This window comes from Thiocapsa sp. (genome assembly GCF_022340925.1).
GTDB lineage: Bacteria > Pseudomonadota > Gammaproteobacteria > Chromatiales > Chromatiaceae > Thiocapsa.
In genome coordinates, this window is record NZ_JAJDNA010000089.1 from 1 (window position 1) to 22,253 (window position 22,253).

17 protein-coding genes are annotated in these 22,253 nt (G+C 64.9%); 3 read left to right on the plus strand and 14 right to left on the minus strand.

Going from position 1 to position 22,253, the window contains the following annotated elements; genetic code table 11:
* Positions 1–76: 76 nt before the first annotated feature.
* Entirely contained in the window at positions 77–1,864 is a 1,788-nt protein-coding gene (locus LJE61_RS10980) for an SLC13 family permease (RefSeq protein ID WP_296918397.1), read from the minus strand.
* A gap of 19 nt (positions 1,865–1,883) precedes the next feature.
* The gene (locus LJE61_RS10985) at positions 1,884–4,052 is read right to left on the minus strand and encodes an alpha-amylase family glycosyl hydrolase (RefSeq protein ID WP_296910176.1); all 2,169 of its coding nucleotides are present in this window, start codon (positions 4,050–4,052) and stop codon (positions 1,884–1,886) included.
* 406 nt (positions 4,053–4,458) lie between these two features.
* Between LJE61_RS10985 and LJE61_RS10990 the strand changes: the two genes are divergently transcribed.
* A complete protein-coding gene (locus LJE61_RS10990; RefSeq protein WP_296910177.1) occupies positions 4,459–6,555 on the plus strand; it encodes an amylo-alpha-1,6-glucosidase in 2,097 nt (698 codons plus the stop codon).
* Between the two features lie 189 nt (positions 6,556–6,744).
* Here LJE61_RS10990 and sohB read toward each other — a convergent pair whose 3' ends face one another.
* From sohB to gpmI, 3 genes are read right to left on the minus strand one after another with little or no spacing between them, the layout of a single operon-like run.
* Complete coding sequence (gene sohB, locus LJE61_RS10995; protein ID WP_296910178.1) at positions 6,745–7,761, minus strand: protease SohB; 1,017 nt, start codon at positions 7,759–7,761, stop codon at positions 6,745–6,747.
* A 59-nt stretch (positions 7,762–7,820) separates the two neighbouring features.
* Complete coding sequence (locus LJE61_RS11000) at positions 7,821–8,660, minus strand: thymidylate synthase (RefSeq protein WP_296910179.1); 840 nt, start codon at positions 8,658–8,660, stop codon at positions 7,821–7,823.
* 3 nt (positions 8,661–8,663) lie between these two features.
* Entirely contained in the window at positions 8,664–10,211 is a 1,548-nt protein-coding gene (gene gpmI, locus LJE61_RS11005; protein ID WP_296910180.1) for a 2,3-bisphosphoglycerate-independent phosphoglycerate mutase, read from the minus strand.
* A 201-nt stretch (positions 10,212–10,412) separates the two neighbouring features.
* Here gpmI and LJE61_RS11010 point away from each other — a divergent pair, with 201 nt between their 5' ends.
* Together LJE61_RS11010 and LJE61_RS11015 are read left to right on the plus strand one after the other, a co-directional pair.
* Complete coding sequence (locus tag LJE61_RS11010; RefSeq protein WP_296910181.1) at positions 10,413–11,672, plus strand: glucose-1-phosphate adenylyltransferase; 1,260 nt, start codon at positions 10,413–10,415, stop codon at positions 11,670–11,672.
* 22 nt (positions 11,673–11,694) lie between these two features.
* Positions 11,695–12,552, plus strand: coding sequence for an SDR family oxidoreductase (locus LJE61_RS11015; RefSeq protein WP_296910182.1), 858 nt, complete (start codon positions 11,695–11,697; stop codon positions 12,550–12,552).
* Here the strand turns inward: LJE61_RS11015 and LJE61_RS11020 are convergent.
* The 9 genes from LJE61_RS11020 to dsrK form a co-directional block, all read right to left on the minus strand.
* Positions 12,549–12,749, minus strand: coding sequence for a DUF2061 domain-containing protein (locus LJE61_RS11020; RefSeq protein WP_296918399.1), 201 nt, complete (start codon positions 12,747–12,749; stop codon positions 12,549–12,551). The two genes, LJE61_RS11015 and LJE61_RS11020, sit on opposite strands and share 4 nt — an antisense overlap.
* 180 nt (positions 12,750–12,929) lie before the next feature.
* A complete protein-coding gene (locus LJE61_RS11025; RefSeq protein ID WP_296910184.1) occupies positions 12,930–14,039 on the minus strand; it encodes a sulfur reduction protein DsrS in 1,110 nt (369 codons plus the stop codon).
* Between the two features lie 20 nt (positions 14,040–14,059).
* On the minus strand, positions 14,060–14,374 hold the full coding sequence (locus LJE61_RS11030) for a HesB/IscA family protein (RefSeq protein ID WP_296910186.1): 315 nt from the start codon (positions 14,372–14,374) through the stop codon (positions 14,060–14,062).
* Positions 14,375–14,579: 205 nt separating this feature from the next.
* Positions 14,580–15,959, minus strand: coding sequence for a cobyrinic acid a,c-diamide synthase CobB (locus LJE61_RS11035; protein WP_296918401.1), 1,380 nt, complete (start codon positions 15,957–15,959; stop codon positions 14,580–14,582).
* 142 nt (positions 15,960–16,101) lie between these two features.
* Positions 16,102–17,352 (minus strand): NrfD/PsrC family molybdoenzyme membrane anchor subunit, encoded by a 1,251-nt coding sequence (gene nrfD, locus LJE61_RS11040; protein WP_296910188.1) that lies wholly within the window; start codon positions 17,350–17,352, stop codon positions 16,102–16,104.
* Between the two features lie 21 nt (positions 17,353–17,373).
* Positions 17,374–18,150, minus strand: coding sequence for a sulfate reduction electron transfer complex DsrMKJOP subunit DsrO (dsrO, locus tag LJE61_RS11045; protein WP_296910189.1), 777 nt, complete (start codon positions 18,148–18,150; stop codon positions 17,374–17,376).
* Position 18,151: 1 nt separating this feature from the next.
* Entirely contained in the window at positions 18,152–18,625 is a 474-nt protein-coding gene (locus LJE61_RS11050) for a sulfur reduction protein DsrJ (protein WP_296910190.1), read from the minus strand.
* Positions 18,626–18,642: 17 nt separating this feature from the next.
* Positions 18,643–20,607, minus strand: a complete 1,965-nt coding sequence (locus LJE61_RS11055; protein ID WP_296910192.1) for an NAD(P)-binding protein — start codon at positions 20,605–20,607, stop codon at positions 18,643–18,645.
* 107 nt (positions 20,608–20,714) lie between these two features.
* Positions 20,715–22,250: a sulfate reduction electron transfer complex DsrMKJOP subunit DsrK gene (gene dsrK / locus LJE61_RS11060; RefSeq protein WP_296910193.1), complete on the minus strand. Its 1,536-nt coding sequence runs from the start codon at positions 22,248–22,250 to the stop codon at positions 20,715–20,717.
* Positions 22,251–22,253 lie beyond the last annotated feature (3 nt).

The following is a 22,253-nucleotide window of genomic DNA, read 5'->3' on the forward strand; positions in this document are numbered from 1 at the left end:
CCTATTGGAAACCCTGTCCCCGTCTGCTGCAAGCGGCACCCGGCAGCGCCCTGTCGGGGCCCGAGCGCATCCGCTGTCAGCCACTCGAAGTGAAGGGCCAGACCAGGGGCGCCAACGAGCAGGTCACCAGGCCGGCCACGAGATTCAGCGGGAGGCCCATCCTGACATAGTCGCCGAAGCGATAGCCCCCGGGGCCCATCACCATCAGGTTGGTCTGATAGCCGATGGGGGTCACGAAGCTGGCGGATGCGGCCATCATGATGGTAAACAAAAAGGGCTTGAAATCGGCCCCAATGACCTCCGCCGCCCCGGCCGCAATGGCGAACATCAGGACCGCCGCGGCATTGTTGGTGACGATCTCCGTGAGCATGGTGGTGATCAGGTAGACCATCAGCAGGGTGAGCCAGGGGTCCTCGCCCGCCAGCGCAATCAGCTTCCCGGCGAGAAATCCCGCCGCGCCGGTCACCTCCATCGCCTTCCCTAGGCCGAGGGACGCGGCGATAACGAGCAGTACCTGCCAGTCGACCGCCCGTCTTGCCTGAGTCGCCGTGACACAACGAAAGGCCAGCATGGCCCCGGCAGCCAGCAGCGCGGCCTCCAGCATACCCCAGCCGAACGGGGCGAAGACTGCAATCAGGACCATGGCAAGCAGGATGGCGACTGCGAACCCGGCCTTCTCCCAATGGACCACGTGCGAGCGCTGGACCTGACTCACCAAGAGGAAATCGCGTGAGAACCGGTGCATCTCGGTAAAGGACGGACCGGCCTCGATCAAAAGGGTGTCGCCCGGCCTAAGCACGATGTCGCCGATCTTCTGCTGGATCCGTGAGCCGGCGCGCGCGACCGCGAGCACCACCGCGTTGTAGCGCGTGCGGAAGCGGCCATCGCGGATGCTCAACCCGACCAAAGGGCAGTCGGAGGACACCACCGCCTCGACCAGGGTCCGGCGATGTCGCGCGACCGGCAGCTTGCCCGTCTGGTCGGTCGCCGGGAGGAGTCCGCGGACGTTGCGGAGATCGACGATGGAATCAACGATTCCGACGAAGACCAGCCGGTCGGCCGCCTGCAGGCGCTCCTGCGGCCCCACCGCGGGCAGCAGCCGGTCCCCGCGCAGGATCTCGGCCAGGAACAGCCCGGGCAAACCGCGCAAGCCAGCCGACTCGATCGTCTGACCTACCAAGGGACCGCGCGGATCCACCTCCATCGCCACCGTGTACGCGCGTGCATCGGTCTCGTCGCGGCCGATGACCGGGTTGCGCTCGGGCAGCAAGAATTGACCGGCCAAGGCCACATAGGCGATCCCGACCAGGGCCACGGGGAGACCGATCCACGCGATCTCGAACAATCCGATCCGCTCGCCCCCACCGCTCTCCCAAAGACCGCTCAGCACCAGATTGGTACTGGTCCCGATCAGGGTCAGTGTACCGCCCAGGATTGCGGCATAGCTGAGCGGCATCATGAACCGCGAGGCCGACCGGCCCATCCGGCGCGACCAGTCGGCCACAGCGGGGATGAACAGGGCGACGACCGGCGTGTTGTTGAGGAAGGCCGACATGGCGGCCACGGGCAGCATCAGGCGCATCTGCGCCCTGGGCAGGGATTTGGGCCGTCCGAGGACATGGCGACTGACCCAGGCGATCCCGCCGGTTCGCTGCAGACCGGCAACCACTACATAGAGGGCCGCGACCGTGAGCATGCCCGTGGACGCCATGCCGGCGAGGGCCTCCTCAGGGGTCAGGACCCCCGCGAGCAGCAACAGCACGACACCGGCGACGACCACGACATCGGTCGCAATCCGGCCCTGCACCAAAAACACCAGCACGAGTCCGATGACGGTGATCGTCAGCCAACCTTCCCAGGTCATGTCGGCAAACCCTCCGTGCTCACCTCAGATAAAAGCCGTCCTCGCCGATCTTACCCGGACCGTCCAAGACATAGATGCCGGCCGAGTTGGCCTTCACACGGAAGACCAGCCGGCCTTCAGACGCCTGCTCATGGCCGGTCACCGCATCCCGGTACAGCCCCGGCCGAACCCCGTCGATGCCGATCTCCTGATCAGACCCGATCGCCAGACCGACCACGACGTAGCTGCCGCTTTCGGCATGGTCCCGGACGAAGCGCATCCCGCTGCCCCATTCGGCGAGATGGCTCAGACGCGCCTTCTGGAGCGCCGGGACGGCGCGCCGGATCCGATTCAGGCGCCGGATGTGCTGATAGAGGGGATGTGCCTGGGTCTCACGGATGCGCCCGTCGCTCAGGTGGTCACCGAAATAGGCGCGGCCGGTCTGGTGCAGGGTGTCGCGCTCACCCTCGACATCCTGCGGCGCCCCCTTCATGAACTCGATCTCCTCGCCGAAATAAAGGCAGGGAATCCCGCGAACGGTCCAGATCAGATTGTACGCCGCGGCCGCCATCCATTGGTCGCCCTTGAAACGGTACTTGAAGTCGTTGTCCGGGCCGACGTCGTGGTTCTGAAGAAAGGTCACCAGCTGGGTCACGTCGCCGTAGATCCAGTCCATGCCGAGGATCTGGGCGGTGCCTTCGTAGGTGCCCCTGCTCACGGTGTCGCGAAAGGTCGAGAAGAGTCCGAAATCGAGCTGCGGGAAGCCGGAATCTCCACCGGATTCGGGGTCCTGCGGATCGTGGCCGATCCGCGTGTACCACCAGGGACGGATCTGCGAGGGCCCGTTGTCGCCGCCGCCGAGATCGCCCCAGCCGTAGCCCTTGACCAGATTCTCGCCGAACACGAAGAGACCCGGTTTGTGGGCCTTCCAGGCGTTGACGTACTCCAGCAGATTGTCGCGCTCGATATGCTTGACGGTGTCGATGCGCAGGGCATCGACGCCCATGTCGAGATAGCGCTTGACCGCGCCGATGATGTAGTCCTTCACGTTTCGCCGCTCCGTCGCGAGATCGATGCAGTCACCCGCCAGGTGCTTGTGTTGGAGGGGACGAACGCTTTCCCAGTCGCCGCCGCAGATGAAGCCGTCCTGATGGTACCACTCCGGGTCGAGGTCATTGGGGTCGACGCCGAAGAAGCGACCCGGGTTGTAGCCGGGCTTGGGCACGATCTCGCCGGTCTTGGGATCGACCAGCGGCTCGACCCCATCCGGATCGCGACCATGACGCTCGCGATACCAGTCGGGGGCCACCGGATTGTCGATGTCATCGCGGTTGGGCCAGGCATAGTTGCCGAGGTGGCCTTGGTAGGGACCATGGTCGACCTGCCCCTGCTCCGAACCTTGGGGCACGTAATATTTGATCGGCAGGTGGTCGATGTGGACCCTGCCCCGGATGCCGTACTGGCAGGAATGGTTCACCACAACGTCCTGGACGATCTTGATGTCACGAGCGTGAGCGGCATCGATCAGGTCCTGATAGGTGGCACCCGGCGATTCCAGGCGCCGGTCGATGCGGGTCCAGTCGTAGGGGTGGTACCCGTGGTAGTCGAGCCCGGAGCGGTTCTCCACGGGCGGGGTGATCCAGATCGCAGTGAAACCGAGGTCGCGGATGTAGTCCAGACGCTGGATCAGTCCCTTGAAGTCGCCCCGCCAGTGGGGATCGACCGGCTGGCCGGCGCCATCGAATTGGATCCGGTCACGGCAGAAGAAGTTGTTGGACGGATCACCGTCATAGAAGCGCGTGGTGATCAGAAAGTAGATCGTCTCCTCGCGGAAATCGATTCGCTCTGCGATGGGACGCGGCTCGGTGGAGGCGCTCGGCGCCGGACCCGGCTGCGCGCCCGTCCCCCGCGGGCCGACCCCGCTGAACCGATGCGCGGGGCGGTGGTCATGCCAGCGGCCCGCGACATCGAGCCAGCCGTTCGCGTCGCGAAACTGGTCGCCCGTCTGATGGCCCCGACCGTCGTTGAAAACCAGTCGCAGGGATCGTGTCCCCGGGAATCGGATCCGGTACCAGCCGTCCCCGATGGGCTCCATCGCGAGACCGGGCCAATCGCTGTGAGGCCCCCTTGGGTGTGCGTCCCAACAGTGTGCGTAGACATCTGTGCCCCAGCCGGCACGGCGCTCGAAATGGAGGGTCAGCTCGGACATCGACAGGACTCATGCTCTCGATTGACAGGGTCAGCTCAAACGCGGATTCGCTCCGTGTTCGATGCGGCGGCACGGGCGTCTGGGCCAGGCGCCGCCGGCGCCGGAGTCGCAATCCCCCGGGCCGCCCTGCAACCGGACCAGAAGGAGCTTCGAGCCAAGCACCCGGACGACCGGGCGGAGGAACGGGCCAATCACGCCCGAGCCTGGAAGGCCCGCATTGCAGCGACGAACAGGACCGCCATCCAGGCATCAGCGGCGCGTTCCACGAAGGCTCGCTGACCGCGGGCGTCCTGATGCATGATCCGCGCTGCGTTCGTTCGGATCCTCGACTCGGTGGAGTGACAGTGTGCAACATGGCCGATCGTCTGGCGAGACCGACCACGTCCGGGCAGCCGGGTCTGCTTCGATGAGCCGCTCCGGTGCCGGCGGGATCAGGATCGGCCGTGCCCTGTGCGGCGAGCTGGCGGAGGCGGAGCGCCGGGAGTGGTGGCTCGCCAACGGCCGGGGCGGCTATGCCGCGGGAACGGTCGCCGGGACCCGGACACGCGGCTACCACGGTCTGCTGATCGCGCCGGTCGACCCGCCGCTCGGGCGCCGACTGCTGGTCGTCAAGATGGACACGACCCTGATCGACGGGGAGCGGGCCTGGCCTCTGTTCAGCAACCGCTTTGCCGAGGGCCGGGTTGAGCCATCCGGCCATGTGCTGATCGAGTCGTTTCGACTCGAGGGGCGGATGCCCGTGTGGCACTGGGGCTGCGCCGACCTGACGATCGAGCAGCGAATCTGGATGCCGCCGGGCGAGGACGGGGTGTGGCTCACCTACCAGTTGCTGCGCAGTCGGGCAGGGGCCGCCCCACGACTGCGCATCGCCCTCCTCCTCGCCGACCGGGACCACCATGAGGTCCGGCGTAAGGGTGAATTCGATCCCGCGCTCCAGGCGACCGGAGGTCGCTTGCGGATTCAGCGCGCCGATGGGTCTGCGCTCAATCTGATCGGCTGCGGCGGAACAATTCGGACTGATCCCGACTGGATCGAGCATTTCAACCTGTCGCTCGAGCAGGAGCGTGGCCTGCCAGACCAGGAAGATCATCTGAGGGTGGGCTTCGCGGAGCTGTCCCTGGACTCGATGAGTCGGTGCGGGATCCTGGCCACGCTCGCATCCGCCGACGACCCTGATCCGAACGAGGCGCTCGAACGCTTCCAGCGGCGTGATCGCGCGCTCCTGCGGACCGCGAGGGCCGCGCAATCCGGGATCGCAACCTTCCCGAGCTGGATCGACCAGCTCATCCTCGCGGCCGACAGCTTTCTGATCGAGCGCGCGATCGCCGCCCGCGATCCGCGTGATGACCTGGCATGCGGCATGTCCGTGATCGCCGGCTACCCCTGGTTCGGCGATTGGGGCCGGGACACCATGATCGCGCTCCCCGGCCTGACCCTCGCGACCGGGAGACCCGAGACAGCGAGGCGCATCCTCGAGACCTTCACCGGTCTGGTCGACCGCGGCATGCTGCCCAACCGCTTCCCCGGCTCCGGCGAGGTTCCCGAGTACAACACGGTGGATGCCGCGCTCTGGCTGATCGAGGCTTGGCGCGCCTATGTCGAGGCCACGGCTGACCTGGATGCGCTCGCGCGCGCCTTCCCCCTCCTGGAGTCGATCATCACCCATTATCGCAACGGAACGCGCTACGGGATCGCCATGGACCCGGTGGACGGGCTGATCCGAGCCGGTGAGCCGGGCGTGCAACTCACCTGGATGGATGCGAAGGTCGGCGATTGGGTCGTCACCCCCCGCATCGGCAAACCAGTGGAGATCAATGCGCTCTGGTATCACGGGCTCCGGATGATGGCCGATTTCGCCGACCGACTGGGCCTGGATGCCCGGCGCTACCGCGCTTGCGCCGACGCGGCCCGGGCCGGATTTGCGCGTTTCGTCCGCCCGGACCGACTGGGACTGTACGACGTCCTGGACGGCCCGGACGGAGGCGACGCGCGGATCCGCCCGAATCAGATCTTCGCGGTCAGTCTCGTCCACTCGCCGCTCGATCCGCCCGATCAGGCGGCAGTCGTGGCCATGTGCGAGCGCCATCTCCTCTGCTCATACGGACTGCGGTCGCTGACGCCGGAGGATCCCGACTATCAGGGCCAGTATGTGGGGGATGTCCGCAGTCGCGATGCGGCCTACCATCAGGGCAACGTCTGGGCCTGGCTGCTCGGGCCCTACGCGCTCGCCGAGAACCGCGTGACCGGCGATGCAGCCGCAGCCCAGGCACGTCTGGAACCGATTTCCGATCACCTGCTCGACGCCGGGCTCGGCACCGTCAGCGAGATCTTCGACGGCGACCCGCCCCACCGCCCGCGCGGCTGCCCGGCGCAGGCATGGTCGGTGGCCTGCATCCTGGACGCCTGGATCCGGCTCGAGCGCCTAAGGGTCCAGGCCGCCAAGAGACGTTCGCGTCGCCCGGATGGAGCGAAGCGGGATCGGTCCAGGATATTAGGATCTTAGCCATCGCAGACTCCCTTGTTTGCCCGTTACCGGAAAAGGATTCTGAGGCGGAGCCCGGTCTGCGTTGTTCGTGCCACAGTTGCGACTCGCGACCGACAGCAACCCGAGCAATCCTCACTTCGACGCGTCAGCGTTGGGCAATGGCCGTCCCTGTCCATCCTCTGCATCTGTGCGCCGGTCGTGCCGGGTTCACCTCCCGGGGCGCCAGCCTGCGAGCGCGTGGTCCAGCGCCGCCCGCAGACTGGACAGCAGCCGTTCGATGGGTTTCTTGCGGGCGGTGTACTTGAGCTTGAGTAGGTCCATGTCTGCACTGGCCGCCAAGAGGAAGTCGTCGCTGGTCTGGATGGTGTCGACCAGGCCCAGCTCGACGGCGCGCTCGCCATGCCAGTACTCGCCGGTGGCGACCCGGTCGAGGTCCAGGCTCGGACGATAGCTGGTCAGGAACGACTTGAAGAGGGTGTGCGTCTCGTCCAGCTGCTCGCGCAGCTTCTGGCGACCCTCCTCGGTGTTCTCGCCGAACAGGGTGAGGGTGCGCTTGAACTCCCCGGCGGTGTGCAGCTCGAAGTCGACGCCGTAGCGTTCCAGCAGGCGATGGAAGTTGGGCAGCTCCGCCAGCACGCCGATTGAGCCGACGACCGCGAAGGGCGCAGCGATGATGCGATCGGCCACGCAGGCCATCAGGTAGCCGCCGCTTGCGGCGACCTTGTCGACCGCAACCGTCAGCGGAATCCCCTTCTGGCGGATACGCGCCAGTTGTGAGGCGGCCAAACCGTGGTCGCTGACCAGGCCGCCGGCATTGGTCAGGCGCACCAGCACCGCGTCTCCCTCGCGGGCCTCCATCACCAGGATGGTTACCAGAACGCGCAGGGCACTGACCTCGCTGGCGCGGATGTCACCGTTGAACTCGATGACGAAGAGCCGCGGGCGCTGGGCCTTGGCGCCCTTCTCGCGCGCCTTCTCCTCTTTACGCTCCGCCTTCAGGTACTCCTTGTAGGCCTTCTTGGGGAGGGAGAGCTCCTTCAATGCGCGCGTGAGCTCACGATAGCGCTGATTGAGGTCGATGATCTCCAACTGCTCGGCATCGCCATGCGCGGCCTGGCGAAGACGCATGCCCAGGATCAAGAGCACGGCGATGCCGAGCAGGATGGTCAAGGTCTTGGCCAGGAAGAGTCCATATTCCACAAAGGCTTGGCTGAACGAATCCATGAGAAGTGGCTCCCCGAGGAGGCGTGCGCCTGCCAGGTCAGCTGAGGTCCGGCATCCGGTCAGACCGCGATCGGTGCGCGGATGCCAGGGTGTGGGTCATACCCGACGAGCTCGATGTCCTCGAACCGGTAATCGAACAGGGTAGGGGGTCGCCGCAGCAGGCGGAGCGTCGGCAGGGTCCGGGGCTCGCGCTCGAGCTGCGAGAATACGATCTCGTCGTTCAGGTGATTGCGGTAAAGATGGACGTCACCGAACGTATGGATGAAGTCACCCCCTTCCAGGTCGCACTGATGGGCGATCAGATGCGTCAGCAATGCATAGCTCGCAATGTTGAACGGCACACCCAGAAAGAGATCGGCGCTGCGCTGATAGAGCTGACAGGAGAGACGCCCGCCGGCGACATAGAACTGAAACAGGCAATGGCACGGCGCCAGGGCCATACGCCCGGCGTGCACGTTCTCCTGCGGACTCCGACCCTCGTCGGGCAGATCCGCCGGGTTCCAGGCCGAGACCAGCAGGCGTCGCGAATCCGGACGGGTCCGGATCGTCGCAACCAGATCGCCGAGCTGATCGATCACGCGGCCGTCCGGGCAGGCCCAGCTGCGCCATTGGGCACCATAGATGGGACCGAGACGACCATCCTCGGTCGCCCACTCGTCCCAGATGGTCACGCCCCGATCACGCAGCCATCGGTTGTCGGTCGAGCCGCAGAGAAACCAGAGGAGCTCGTGGATCAGGCTCTTGGTGTGGATGCGCTTGGTGGTGAGCAGCGGGAACCCGCGGCTCAGATCGAAACGCAGCTGGCGCCCGAACACCGATCGGGTGCCGACACCGGTGCGGTCGGATTTGTCGACGCCATTGTCGATGACATCGCGAAGCAGATCGAGATAGGCCTGCATCGTTCAGGCGGTCGCCGGCCCGAGCAGGAGCGAGTGCCCGTCCATCTGTGCCGGGATCGGAATCCCCATCAAATGGAGGACGGTGGGCGCGATGTCCTTGATCCCACCCCCTACGGCAAGCCGCCAGGGGGTCTCGTCGATGATCAGACAGGGCACCGGATAGACCGTGTGCTGGGTATGCGGGTCACCCGTGACCGGATCGACCATCTCGTCGCAATTACCATGGTCCGCGGTCAGGATCACCGAATAACCGCACTCCACAGCGGTATCCAGTACCCGGCCGACCTCGCGATCAAGCGCCTCGACGGCGGCGATCACCGACTCCCGGACCGCGGTGTGGCCGACCATGTCGCCGTTGGCGAAGTTCACCACGATGAAGGGGAATCGACCGCCGTGGAGTGCATCGACGATCACATCGGCGACCTCCGGTGCGCTCATCTCCGGCTGCAGGTCATAGGTCGGGACCTTGGGCGACGGGATCAGGGCGCGCTCCTCTCCAGGGAAGGGGTCGTCACGGCCGCCGTTGAAGAAGAAGGTGACGTGGGCATACTTCTCTGTTTCCGCGCAGTGGAACTGGGGAATGCCGTCATCGCTGAGGAGCCGCCCGAGGGTGACCTTCGGCATGTCGTGATCGAATGCGAACGGCAGCCCGAACCAGGGGTCGTACTCCATCATGCAGGTGACCTTGACGCCGGTGACGCCGCGTCGGTCGAACTTGTCGAAATCCGGCTGGAAGAAGGCGGAGACCAGTTGACGCGGTCGGTCCTTGCGGAAGTTGATGTGGATCACCTGATCCCCGTTGCGGATGGGCTCGGCACCCGCGAGGACCGTCGGGCGGATGAACTCGTCGTCCTCACCCGCGGCATAGGCGGCCTCGATCGCCGCGCGGACATCGGACGCCTGGCGACCCTCGCCGTCGACCATCGCACGCCATGCCATCTCGGTGCGCTCCCAGCGATTGTCGCGATCCATGGCGTAGTAGCGGCCACTGACAGTCGCGATCCGGCCCCCGGCGGTGTGCAAGGGCTCGTCCAGGCAGTTGAGATAGCTGAGCGCGGAGCGCGGCGGGGTATCCCGGCCGTCGGTGAAGACATGGACCAGCGGGCGTGCGCCCTGCCGCTTGCAGAGCTTGATCAGCGCCGCGAGATGGCGGACATGGCTGTGCACACCGCCGTCCGAGACCAGACCCATCAGATGGATCGGCCTGCCCTGCTCGGCCGCCGCCTGCGCCGACGCAACCAGGGCATGATTCTCGAAAAAGCTTCGTTCGTCGATCGCCTGGTCGATCAGCACCAGATCCTGGCGCACGACGCAGCCCGACCCCAGGCACATGTGGCCGACCTCGGAGTTGCCCATCTGCCCGTCCGGGAGCCCTACCGCCAGGCCGGACGCCTGCAGGGCGGTGTGCGGATGGCGCGAGAAGTAGTGGTCCAGCTTCGGTGTGTCTGCAATCAGGACCGCGTTGTTGGCCTTGGCCGGATTCAAGCCGAACCCGTCCAGGATGATCAGCATCACCGGGCGTCCAGGCACCTTTCTCCTATGCTCACTCATCTCTGCTCCAGGCTGCAACCATCATGGCCCGCCATTGTAGACGGTCGCGTCGCCGACCGCGCCCCCGATGGCACCGGACAGGGCATCCGCTTGGGTCGGGATTCCGATAATCGGGAAACCTCGGTTGGAGGGGTTTATCATTGACATCGGGAACCCGCTGTCACAATGAAAGCTCCGGCATCAGGGGCACCTGGAGGAATCATGCAAACCGATCGAATCATCGCCTTCGTCATGGCCGGCGGCCAAGGCTCGCGCCTCCAACCTCTGACGACGGGGCGCTCCAAGCCATCCGTTCCCTTCGGCGCACGCTACCGCATCGTCGATTTCGTGCTCAGCAACCTCGTCAACTCCCAGATCCAGACCATCTACCTGTTGGTGCAGTACAAGTCGCAGTCGCTGATCGAGCATGTACGCAAGGCCTGGACCATCTCACCCTTGCTGCAGAGCCAGTTTGTCACCGTCGTGCCGCCCCAGATGATCGCCGGCGCACATTGGTTTCAAGGCACGGCCGACGCGGTTCACCAGAACATCACCCTGATCGAGGAACACCGGCCGGATCTCGTCGCGGTCTTCGGTGCGGATCACATCTATCGCATGGATATCCGGCAGATGGTCGAGTTCCACAAGACCCGCCAGGCCGACGTCACGATCGCAGCGCTGCCCGTGCCGATCGCTGAGGCCTCGAGCTTCGGGGTTATCGCGGCCAATGAAGAGGGCCGAATCAGTGCCTTCGAGGAGAAGCCCGCCAACCCGACGCACTTACCCGGGGATTCGACCAAGGCCTTCGCCTCGATGGGAAATTATATCTTCGACACCGAGGTGCTGCTGAAGGCTTTGAAGGAGACCCAGGCGGCGGGCGAATCGGACTTCGGGCAGCACGTCCTGCCGCGCCTGCTGAGTACCCACCGGCTATACGCCTACGACTTCGCAACGAATGTGATCCCCGGCGTGCAGCCCTACGAGACCGCGGTCTACTGGCGCGACGTCGGTACCATCGACGCCTACTTCGATGCGCACAAGGACGTCCTCGGCGCGGAGCCCGTCTTCGATATGTTCAACCCGGAATGGCCCGTCTTCTCCAGTGGCTACCAGGGACCGGTCGCTCGTGTGCTGGGCGGCGAGCTCCGCAATACCCTGCTCGGTGCCGCGACCATGATCCACGAGGGCGCGCGGCTGATCAATTCCATCATCCGTCGCGAGGCCGTCATCGAGGAGGATGTCGTCCTGGAGGACTGCATCATCATGGACTATGTCCGCGTGTGCCGCGGTGCCCGTCTGCGCAATGTCATCGTGGACCGGCACAACGTCATCGAGGCAGGCGACGAGATCGGCTTCGACCGTACGAAGGACGAGCAACGCTTCCATGTCAGCGCCGGCGGCGTGACCGTGGTCCCGATGGGGCGCGTCAGCTATTTCGCGCGCGATACCCGCGGCTCCGGGCGAGGCGGCTACGCCGAATGACGGCTTCACTGCTGGGCAGCGTGTGACGGACGCGGATCGCAGGACGGTCCTCGTCACGGGCGCCAACTCCGGTTTGGGCAAGGCGGTCGCATTGGCACTCGCCCGGGACGGGGCGCGGCTTGGGATGCTGGCACGCGACCGCCGCCGCGGCGAAGCCGCGCGTGAGGAGATTGCTGCAGCGACCGGCAATCCAGACGTCCATCTCTTCCTCGCGGACTTGGGCAGCCAGGACGAGGTCCGTCGCGCGGCCGCGGCGATCATCGCCCGCTTCGACCGACTTCACCTCCTCGTCAACAATGCCGGGACCGCCTATCCGACACGCCGTACCAGCCCCGAGGGCATCGAGCGCTCGCTCGCGGTCAACCATCTGGGTCCCTTCCTGCTCACGAGACTGCTACTGGATCGGATCAAGGCGAGCGCACCGGCCCGCATCGTCAACGTCGGGACCCGCATCGACACCGCGATCGACTTCGACGATCTGCACTGGACCCGCCGCCGCTATCGCATGATGCAGGCGTACGGCCAGTCCAAGCTGGGCAACCTGCATTTCACGTTCGAGCTGGCAAGGCGTTTAGACGGGACGGGCGTGACCGTCAACTGCGTGTTCCCGGGTGTCTTCAGGTCCAATCTCGGCGGGACCGACGGCGCTCAAGGCATCTTCTGGAAATCGGTCGACGCCCTTCTCGGTTGGGCGATCCCGACGCCCGAGCGCGCTGCCGAGCGCGTCCTCTACCTGGCCCGGTCCCCGCAGCTGGAAGGTGTCACAGGCCAGTATCTCGGCGACCGTCGCCCCCTCAGGGCGCCTGCGCAGACGCGCGACCCAGAAGCGAACCGCCGACTGTGGGACATCAGCGAGCGGCTCGCCGGCCCGTTGGCTTAACACGTCAGGAGGCCACCTGCGCAGGGTTCGCTTCGGATGCGCTCCCAGACCTTCTCATGGACGAAATAGACCACCGTGTTGACCGCCGGCTCGACCAGGGCAATGGCCCCGCCGACCAGGAGGCTGCCGCTCAGGATGTAGCCGACGGTGAAGGCGACCGTCATGTGGAGGATCGCGAACGAGAATGTCTTAGCCATGCGCGTGCTCCTATTCAACCCTGCACGTAGGGTAGCGTCCGCATGATGATCTCTAAAATCGATTGTTATTCTTATTTCGTTCGTTTCTGACGATTAAAAGGGATCGCCGCGGCGTTCGGGGCGAGCCGCCCTGGCAGACCCGATCGGGGAGGCCTTCGAGGCACAACAAGCCGCTTTCAATCAACGCCCTGCCAGCAGGCGCAGTCGCTCCTGGAGCGGATCCATGACGGGCGCAAGCTTCCGCCGCATGAGGCTCCCAAGCACGCTTGGGTCGAGCGACAGGGCTCGGAGCAGACCGTAGCCGACACCGGACAGCACGCGCATGGCTGCCACCTCGTGCGCCGCTTCCGGCACCGCGCGCAGGAGTCGTCCCGTGTCGGGGTCGGGGCTTGCCGGCGTTGCGAGCCGCTCGGCGTCGGCGAGCAAGTCCGCTAGCGCGAGGTCCGGGTCGCCCTCCGGCCGCAGCGCGCCGAAATAGTCTCTCAGCAGATCGAAGGTCGCCGTCACGACATCCTGATTCGGCGGCTTGGCCAACACCGTGCCGACCGTCGCGACAAAGGCCTGCCCGGCCGGTGCGTAGACTCGACGCAGCAGGCGCGCGCAGACGTTGCCCTGCTGCGCCAGCGCGGCGATCGGCTCGGGAAGCTGACGCGGATTTGCGCGCTCTGGTAAATCGTCGGGGAGGGCCTGCAAAAATCCGACGAGATAGGGTTGCTTACGCGCAGCCTTCTTCCAAAGGTCGTCCCGGCGATCCGCATCGAGGAGTCCGGTCTGCAAGACCAGCCGGATGGACTCCATGATCTTGTCGCTTTCGGTCTCGAAAGGCAGATAATCGATCAGATAGTCCACGAGGACCGGGCCCATCGCGCCCTCGACGATCGCCGGGTTGCCCAGCATCCGGCGGGCATTCTCGGCGTCCTCCATCGCCCACCAGGCGCGGCGGGCCAGCTCGTCTGTGAGCCCGGGTGAGCAGACGGCCGCCACGACGGCCTCCGGCTCGCCCAGCAGGAGCAGCTGCTCCAGGCTCTCGTCCCGCATCTGACCCATGCGCGTCCAGCGGCGCAGATAGATGGGATAGCCACCCGGAGAGCCCAGGACATGCCCGGAGATCAGCTCCTTGACTCGGCGCAGGTATTGATCCGGCCTGGTGTTTGCGTTGAGGCGCACGACCGACTCCCCCTGTGGACCGAGGCCATAGACCAGCAGTCTCGCCTCGTCGATCCGGATCGCCAGGGGCCGATTGGCCAGCAGGACATTGAGCCGGAAGCTGTCCTCGGTGCTGAGGTCCATGTCGAGTCCGCGCGGTGCGCTCAGGCTTCGGTCGGCGGTGTGTAGTGCGGATCCTTCGGATTGAGGAAGATGAAGCGAAACTGACCGGGCTCGATCTCAACGTAGTCCATCGTCGTCTGATCCAGCAGGGGGACGTGCTCGGGCGTCATGACGACCTCGACATCCTCGCAGCGCATTCGAATATCGTCCTCGGATGGATCATCGAACCCGATCCGGTAGTCGATGGTCCCGTCCGCTGCCTGGGATGCCGCCAGTCTGAGTGCCATGCCCTCGGTTCCGCCCTCTCTGGCGGCCCTGAGCACCTGCTCGGCTGCTGCTGTCGTGAGTTTAAACATCTGAGACCTATGCTGTTGGTATCGGTTCAACACCGTCGCCCGTCCGCAGGAGTCGTGCGACCAGGACACACCGATCGAGCCTGCGGCGACAGCATGCCCGACGGGAGGCGGCCGCGCCACACCCGGGGGTATTGTAACCGCGGATATGGGGATTGCCCGATGGCAAGCCGCTCTGACCCGAGGGATGAACGAGATCGACGTCTCGTCAGGCGTCGAGAGAACGGCGAACCTGCTCGACGAAACGGTGCGTCCATCGGCAGCCGCCCACGTCTCTGAGATGGCTGTAACAGGCGAGCAGGCGGTCTTGCACGATGCCGTCATGCATACCGTCGATTCCAACGCCGCGCAGGACATCGAAGCCATAGCGCCAGCCGGGGTCGGGCGCAATGACCGCGGAATGGTGGAACTCGTGGGCCGGCAGCTCGGCGCGATGCTCGGTCAAGCGGGGCCAGGGGAAGGCGTCCGTCTCCCGCAGACGGACATAACCCCGTCCCTGCGGCCGGCTGCGCAACTCCACCTCAGCCTTGAGTGCACCCACCATCGCGCGCCGCTCATCGTTCCAGCTGATGCCCTGGCAGAGATACATCAAGCCCCCGCATTCAGCGTAAACGGGCCCTCCGCGCGCCACGAAGTCGGCAATCTGCTCACGCATCAGCCGGTTCGCTTCCAAGGCCTCCATGCGGTACTCGGGAAAGCCGCCGCCGATGAAGAGGGCGTCGACCGCAGGCAGCTCGGGATCTCCGACCGGGCTGAAGTCGACGAGCTCCGCGCCCGCCTCAGCGAGAGCGCGCAGGTCGTCCGGATAATAGAATCCGAAGGCCATATCGCGCGCGATCCCGATGCGCACCAGATCACCGGGGAACGCAAGCCGAGGTCGCGGACAGGCTGGTGCGACAGGACGCGGGGCCGCCTCCGCAATCGCGAGCAGGCGAGTCAAATCGACCTGGTCGGCGACGCGCCCTCGGATGCGGTCGATCCACGCCGCTGCAGCCTCAGCCTCATTGCTGGGCATCAGCCCCAAATGGCGCTCCGCAATCTCGATCTCCTCGTCGCGATGCATCACGCCCAGCACGGGAAGGTCGGTGTAGTGCTCGAGAACGGAGATCAGATTCTTGGCGTGACGCGCTCCCCCGACCTTGTTGAGAACGACCCCGGCGAGCTGCAGCTCGGGGTCGAACCCTTGATATCCCAACAACAGGGGGGCGATGCCGCGACCGATGCCGTGGCAGTTGATCACCAGGATCACCGGGGCGCCCAGCTGCTTGGCCAGCTCGGCGTTGCTGTTGGAGCCGGCGGGATCGATGCTGTCGAAGAGACCGACGTTGCCCTCAATCAAGCCGAGATCCGCCCCAACGAGCTCACGCCCGAAGGCGTCCGCGATCTCCGCCCGCGCCATCGTATGAAAGTCGAGGTTGTAGCAGGGACGCCCGGAGGCCTCGGTGAGCCACAGCGGGTCGATATAGTCCGGTCCCTTCTTGAACGGCTGGACGCGCAAACCGCGGTCGCGCCAAGCGCGGCAGAGACCGATCGAGAGCGTGGTCTTGCCCGATGATTTCTGCGCTGCTGAGATGTAGAGGTGCGCCATCGCCCGGAGAGCTGACAGTGGGCCGCTTTGAGATCCCTGATCCCGCCGAAATCCCGTCAGGACCGCGGTTGCTCACTCGGCAAGCGCCCAACCCGGCGCGAGCCGGGCGCCCTGACGAGCGGAACGACCCGGTCCCAGAATATCAGGCCTGCGCTTCAGCCGTATGCTGAGCCAGGGTCTCCTCGTCGGCCGGCAAGACGTCGTCCGCAAGCGACTCCGGAAGAAACTGCAGGACGCGCACACCCACGGCGGTGATCAGAAGGGCAACGGCGACGCCTCCCAGACCAAGCAGCACCTCGGGGATGGTCGGGCTGTAAGGCGCGGACTGGCCCTGAACGCCATCCATGAAACCGGACTCCAGGACAGTCTGCCCCGGGAACATCTGGATCGGGTAGGCCTGGCTGCCGATGATGATCACGTACATGCTTGCCAAGCCGCCAACGATCACCAGGCCACACGCCGCCGCGATCCAGCCCCGATTCTTGCCCAGCACCGGATGGTAGATGATGCCGAGGGGCACGAGCCCGCCGATCAGGACCCAACCCACCCAAAACATGAATGTATAGATGCCGCCGTCGAGCAGGAGCCAACCGACCAGGTCGTAGTTCTTGGCCCCGTACAGCTTGGTCAGATGATAGACGAGGGTGAAATAGAAGACCCCCAGGACGAAGACGGCCAGCAGGTTCTTGAGCCGCCCGATCAGGCGGTCGCCGATGGGCCGCCCTTCCTCGCGGAAGCTGAACATCAACACCAGCATGAAGATGGCCAAACCGTAGGCGAACGACATGACAACGAACATGGGAGCCAGAATCGCCGCGTCATAGGCCTGGCGCGCGACTAGAAACCCGAAGATCGACCCGGTGCCGGTCGTGAGCGCGAGACGCCAGACGGTGGCGACGATCCCGATCGGCCGATTGTAGGGCCCACCCTTGCGATCCGCCATGCTCCAGAGATAGGCAATGACAATGGCCAGAAAACCCGTATAGAGAAAGATGTTCCAGGCAAAGATCGACCGGAAGTTATAGGTCGTCATCGCCACCACCAGACGCTCAGGCCTCCCCAGGTCAAGAACCAGGACCAGCAGCCCGCCCATGAGAAGCGCGGCAGCCATGAGTCCCGAGAGACGCCCGAGCGGCTTGTAGAGCGGCTTGCGAAACACGGTGCCGATCGATGCGATGTTGAGTGCGCCCGAGGCCGAGATGATCAGGAACACGGCGAAGACGTGCGGGGTGCCCCAGACGACCGAGTTGTTCATCCCGGTCACCCAGTGGCCTTCATGCTCCATGTAGGCGAACGCGAGCGCACCGATCGCGATGACGGTGCCCAGGATTCCGATCAGACTCCAGTAACGAGCGGGCGGGATACGCCACTCGCGGTAGATGATGCGCTTCATGCTGAGTTCGCCTCGCCCTGGTCAGATACCCGAATACCGAACGCCCGTGTTCAAGGCCAGATCCTCGCGGATCTGGCGACTGGACATCTCAGCCAGCCGGGTGCGGATGGCGCTGCGGGGATCCTTGAGATCCCCGAAGACGATCGCCTCGTGGCCGGCCGCCGTGCAGGCATCAACGCAGGCAGTGGATTCCTCGCCGTGGTCGCGACGGTGCACGCAGAGGTTGCAGCTCTCGACGCAACCCTTGCCGCGCGGGACGCGCGTGAGTTGGTTTTCCATCACCTCGTGCACGAAGCTCCGCGCCTTGTATGGGCAGGCCATCATGCAGTAGCGACAGCCGATACAGATATGGCGGTCGACCATCACAATACCGTCGGCGCGTTTGAACGAGGCCCCGGTCGGACAGACATCGACGCACGGCGGATGCTCGCAATGCTGGCACATCAAGGGCAGATTGGTGACGCGCCCTGTCTGGTTGTCCTGCACCTTGACTTTGCGAATCCAGACCGCTTTTTGCGCATCCCACCGTGCCTCGGCAGCCCCCGGAGGCGGCGTTTGCAGATCCAGGCCGTTCTCCTTGTCGCAGGCATCGACACAGGCAGAGCAGCCGTCGGCGCATTTCGACGTATCGATCAACAGTCCCCAACGCACGTCGCTGGTGACCGCCTCGGATCTGGGCGCGGCGGTCACCGAATGCAGGATGACGCCGGGTGCGACGACGGCGGCCGTGACGCCCGCGGCGGCGGCGTCCAGAAAGCCCCGGCGTTGCGGATCGGTAGGTGCATGCTTCTCTTTCATCTCAGTGGCCTTCCCCTTCAGGGCCCACCTGCACCGAGGGGCGGTTCCCGACGGCCTGGTGGGCGGCTTGCGCGGCCAGATCGGCGCCAGGCCCCTTGGGCACCGCGGCATGGCAATCGAAGCAATTCAGGTTCACCGCTGTGAACGCATGACAGGCCCCGCAAAACTCGCTCTTCTGATGGATCGGTGCCGGCGTTTGGTCCGTTACGCGGCGGATATGGCAATCCACGCAGCCCGCAAGACTATGCTTGCTGCTGCGGATCCCGCCGTGCACGGTCTCGTCGCGCTGGTGCTTGATGAGCTCCATGTGCCTGCGACGCATCAGGTCGGTCGGCTCGACGCACGACTCCAGGGACGCGGCCTTGGATCCCTCGACCACGTAGGTCTTCGCGTCGGCCGCCAGGACGACTTGGGCGGCAAGCACCCAAGCCAGTCCAACGGCGACGAGGCCAGCTCTGACTGCGGCTTTTGCCATCGACGCCTCCCGTTTCTCTACTCGCCAAGGCCCATCTTGATGTAGCCGGTCGGGCAGACATCGGCACAGATATGACAGCCAATACACTTGGCATAGTCCGTGTCCACATAGCGTCCCGTGGTCCGGTTGTTCTTGTCGACCCGAAAGACGGCGTCCTGCGGGCAGAAGATCACGCAGTTGTCGCACTCGAAGCACATGCCGCAGCTCATGCAACGTTTGGCCTCGTCGATGGCCTCCTCCTCCGAGAGACCGATGACGCGCTCCTTGAAGTGGCCGAGCACGTCGTCGGCACTCGGCACCTCCTCCTTACGGAGGTTCCGGGCGTGGTAGTTGAAGTGGCCGAGGAAGAGCTCCTCGTGCGGAATGACCTCGGCGCCCGAGCGGTCCTCGTAATTGTGGATTGCGTACTTGGCGCTCGAGGTGCCACGCATGTCGCCGCTGCGCTGGGGCACGAAGGGTTCCGGGGCGAGATTGGCCTCGGTCAGCTTCTCCAGCAGGTTGAAGTGATGGACGTCGACCTTCGGGCGGCGCTTGTGCTCGACGTGGCGGACATACTCATCGATCGAGTCGACGGCAATCGACGCCTGGCCGATCGCAGTCGTCAGAAGATGAGGACGGATGATGTCACCCGCGACGAAATGACCCTGACGGTCGGGGACCTGGTAGAACTTGTCGGCGTTGATCAGGCCGCGTCCGTTGTCGAGATCCTCCAGTCCCTGCAGATCCCCGCCTTGACCGATCGCGGCGACGATCAGGTCGGCGGCCAACACGCGCTCGGTGCCCTCCACGGGCGTGGGGCGGCCGTCGATCATTTCGCAGTCCGCCACCTTCAGGCCGGTCGCGCGCCCGTCTGCACCCTTGATGACCTCAACCGGCATGACACCGTCGAGGATGGTGACGCCCTCGTGGGTCGCGTCATGCACCTCGTGCTCCGAGGCGGTCATCTTTTCTCGCGTGAACAGCGAGGTCAGGGTGACTTCGGCACCTTCGGCGGCGGCCGTCGTGGCCGCGTCGTGTGCCACATAGCCATCGTGGATCACGGTCTCGGGCAGGTCCTTCGGACCCGACTTGGTGACATGCCCCAGCCGGCGGGCAACCGAGACCACGTCGATGGAGGTATCGCCTCCGCCCACGCACACGACCTTCTCGGCGGTGATCTTCATGCGGCCCTCGTTGAAGGCCTTGAGGAAGGCGACACCGGAGACACAGTTGGGAGTGCCCTCCCAGCCGGAGACCGGCAAGCCGCGCCCCGTCTGACAGCCGATCGCCCAGAGGATCGCGTCGAACTCCTTTTCGAGCTGCTCGACGCTGACATCGACCCCGACCTTGGTGTTCAGCCGAACCTCGATCTGCCCCATGTCGAGGATCCGCTGGATCTCGGCGTTGAGCTTGTCGCGCGGGACCCGGTAGCCCGGGATGCCGTAGAAGAACATGCCGCCAAGCCCGTCGTTGGCCTCGAAGATGGTGCAGCCATGACCCTTGCGGCGGAGCTGGTAGGCGGCGGCGAGTCCGGCGGGCCCACCGCCGATGATGGCCACACGCTTGCCGGTGTCGACCGGCGCCGGCTCGAACCGATAGCCCTTGGCAATGGCCGTGTCGCCGATGAACTGCTCGACCGAGTTGATTCCAACAAAGTCCTCCAAGGCGTTGCGGTTGCAGCCGTCCTGACAGGGGGCCGGGCAGACCCGCCCCATCATGGACGGGAAAGGGTTGGCATCGGTCGACCGACGGAAGGCGTACTCGTGCCAATCCATACCGGCTGGCGGCTGCTCCAAACCGCGCACGATCTGCAGCCAACCGCGAATGTCTTCACCCGACGGGCAACTCCCCTGACAAGGCGGAGTCTTGTGAACATAGGTCGGACACTTGTGCGAGGTGTCCTGAACGAAGATCTTGTCGGTCCACTTTTCCCACTGGTTATGACCGTCCTCGAAACGGCGCCAGGAAGGTTTCGTCTTCATTTCGTCGGTTGAAGTCGCCATGTCGATCACTCTCCTACCAGTTGAACCCTGACGCGTTATCAGGGGGGTCGTATCGGGTCAAAGGCCGGGGTTCTTTCGGATGGCACGGCGCGGCACGCCATGCCGTCTTAGGCAGCCTCGTCTGTCTCGTCTTCGTCGTCGCCTTCGGTGTCCTGCCCGGTCAGCACAATGGCATTCGACACCAGTTGGTGCAGACTGACGATCTGGTCCATCTCCATACCGTAGTAAGGCAGAACCTTCGTGAACTGGCTCTTACAGATGGCACAAATGGCAGCCATGTGTGTCACGGCTTTTTCCTGCATCACATTATTCAGAGCCTCGACCCGCGGCTTGGCCCCCTTCACGCGCAGCTCCATGAGGTCATCGGTGAGCAGGCCACCGCCGCCGCCACAGCAGAAGGTGCGATCGCGAATGGTGTCCTCGTCCATATCGTAGAAGTGATTGCAGGTCGCCCGGATGATCGCCCGGGGAATCTCGAATTGTCCGCCCGGTGTGTCACCCATGCGCGAGGCGCGCGCGACATTGCAGCTGTCGTGATAGGTCAAGACCTTGTCGTCGTTCTCACTCTTGTCGAAGGTGAGCTTCCCGCGCTGGATCAGGTCGTAGGTGAACTCGCAGATATGCTGCGGGACCGGATAACGCGGGTCGAGGAAATCCCATGGACCAGCCAGGGTATTCAGGAAGCTGTAGGCAACGCGCCAGGCGTGACCGCACTCACCGAACACGATGCGCTTGACCTTGAGCTGGATGGCGGCCTCGCGGATGCGCTGAGCGACGCGTCGCATATTGTCGTACGAGCCGATGAACATGCCGAAATTGGCAGCCTCCGACGCGTAGGAGCTCAAGGTCCAGGAGACACCGGCCTCATGAAATACCTTGCCGTAGCCGATCAGGCCGTCGACGTGCGGCTCGGCAAAAAAGTCCGCTGACGGCGTGATCAGCAGGATCTCGGCCCCTTCCTCGTCGATCGGGTACCGGACGCGCACGCCGGTCTCGTCGTAGACGTCTTCCTCCAGGCCCTCGAGGGTGTCCGCGAGCGCCGGACCCGGCAGACCCAGGTTGTTCCCGATCTTGTAGACCTTGCCGATGATCTCGTTGCAGTACTTCTGGCCGACCCCGATGCTGTCCATGATCTCGCGCGCGGCCATCGAGATCTCGGCCGTGTCGATGCCGTAGGGACAGAAGACCGAGCACCGCCGACATTGCGAGCACTGATGGTAGTAGCTATACCAGTCGTCCAGAACCTCCTTGGTGAACTCCTCGGCGCCAACCAGCTTTGGGAACAGCTTTCCGGCGAGGGTGAAGTAGCGCCGATACACCTTGCGCATCAGGTCCTGGCGACCTACCGGCATGTTCTTCGGGTCCTTGGTCCCGAGGTAATAGTGGCACTTGTCGGTGCAGGATCCGCACTTCACGCAGGCATCCAGGTAGACCCTCAGCGAGCGGTATTTCCCGAGGAGCTCGCCCATCTTCCCGATGGCCTTCTGCTGCCAGTCATCCATGAGCTCGCCCGGAAACCCAAGCGGCTCTTGGAACTCGGGCTTGGCCACGAACGGCATGCTGTGAGCCATGGTCTCCGGCGTCACAGCCGGAACCTCGATGTACTGACTCAGCTCTGGAACTTCAAACGTTGCCTTGGCCATGGA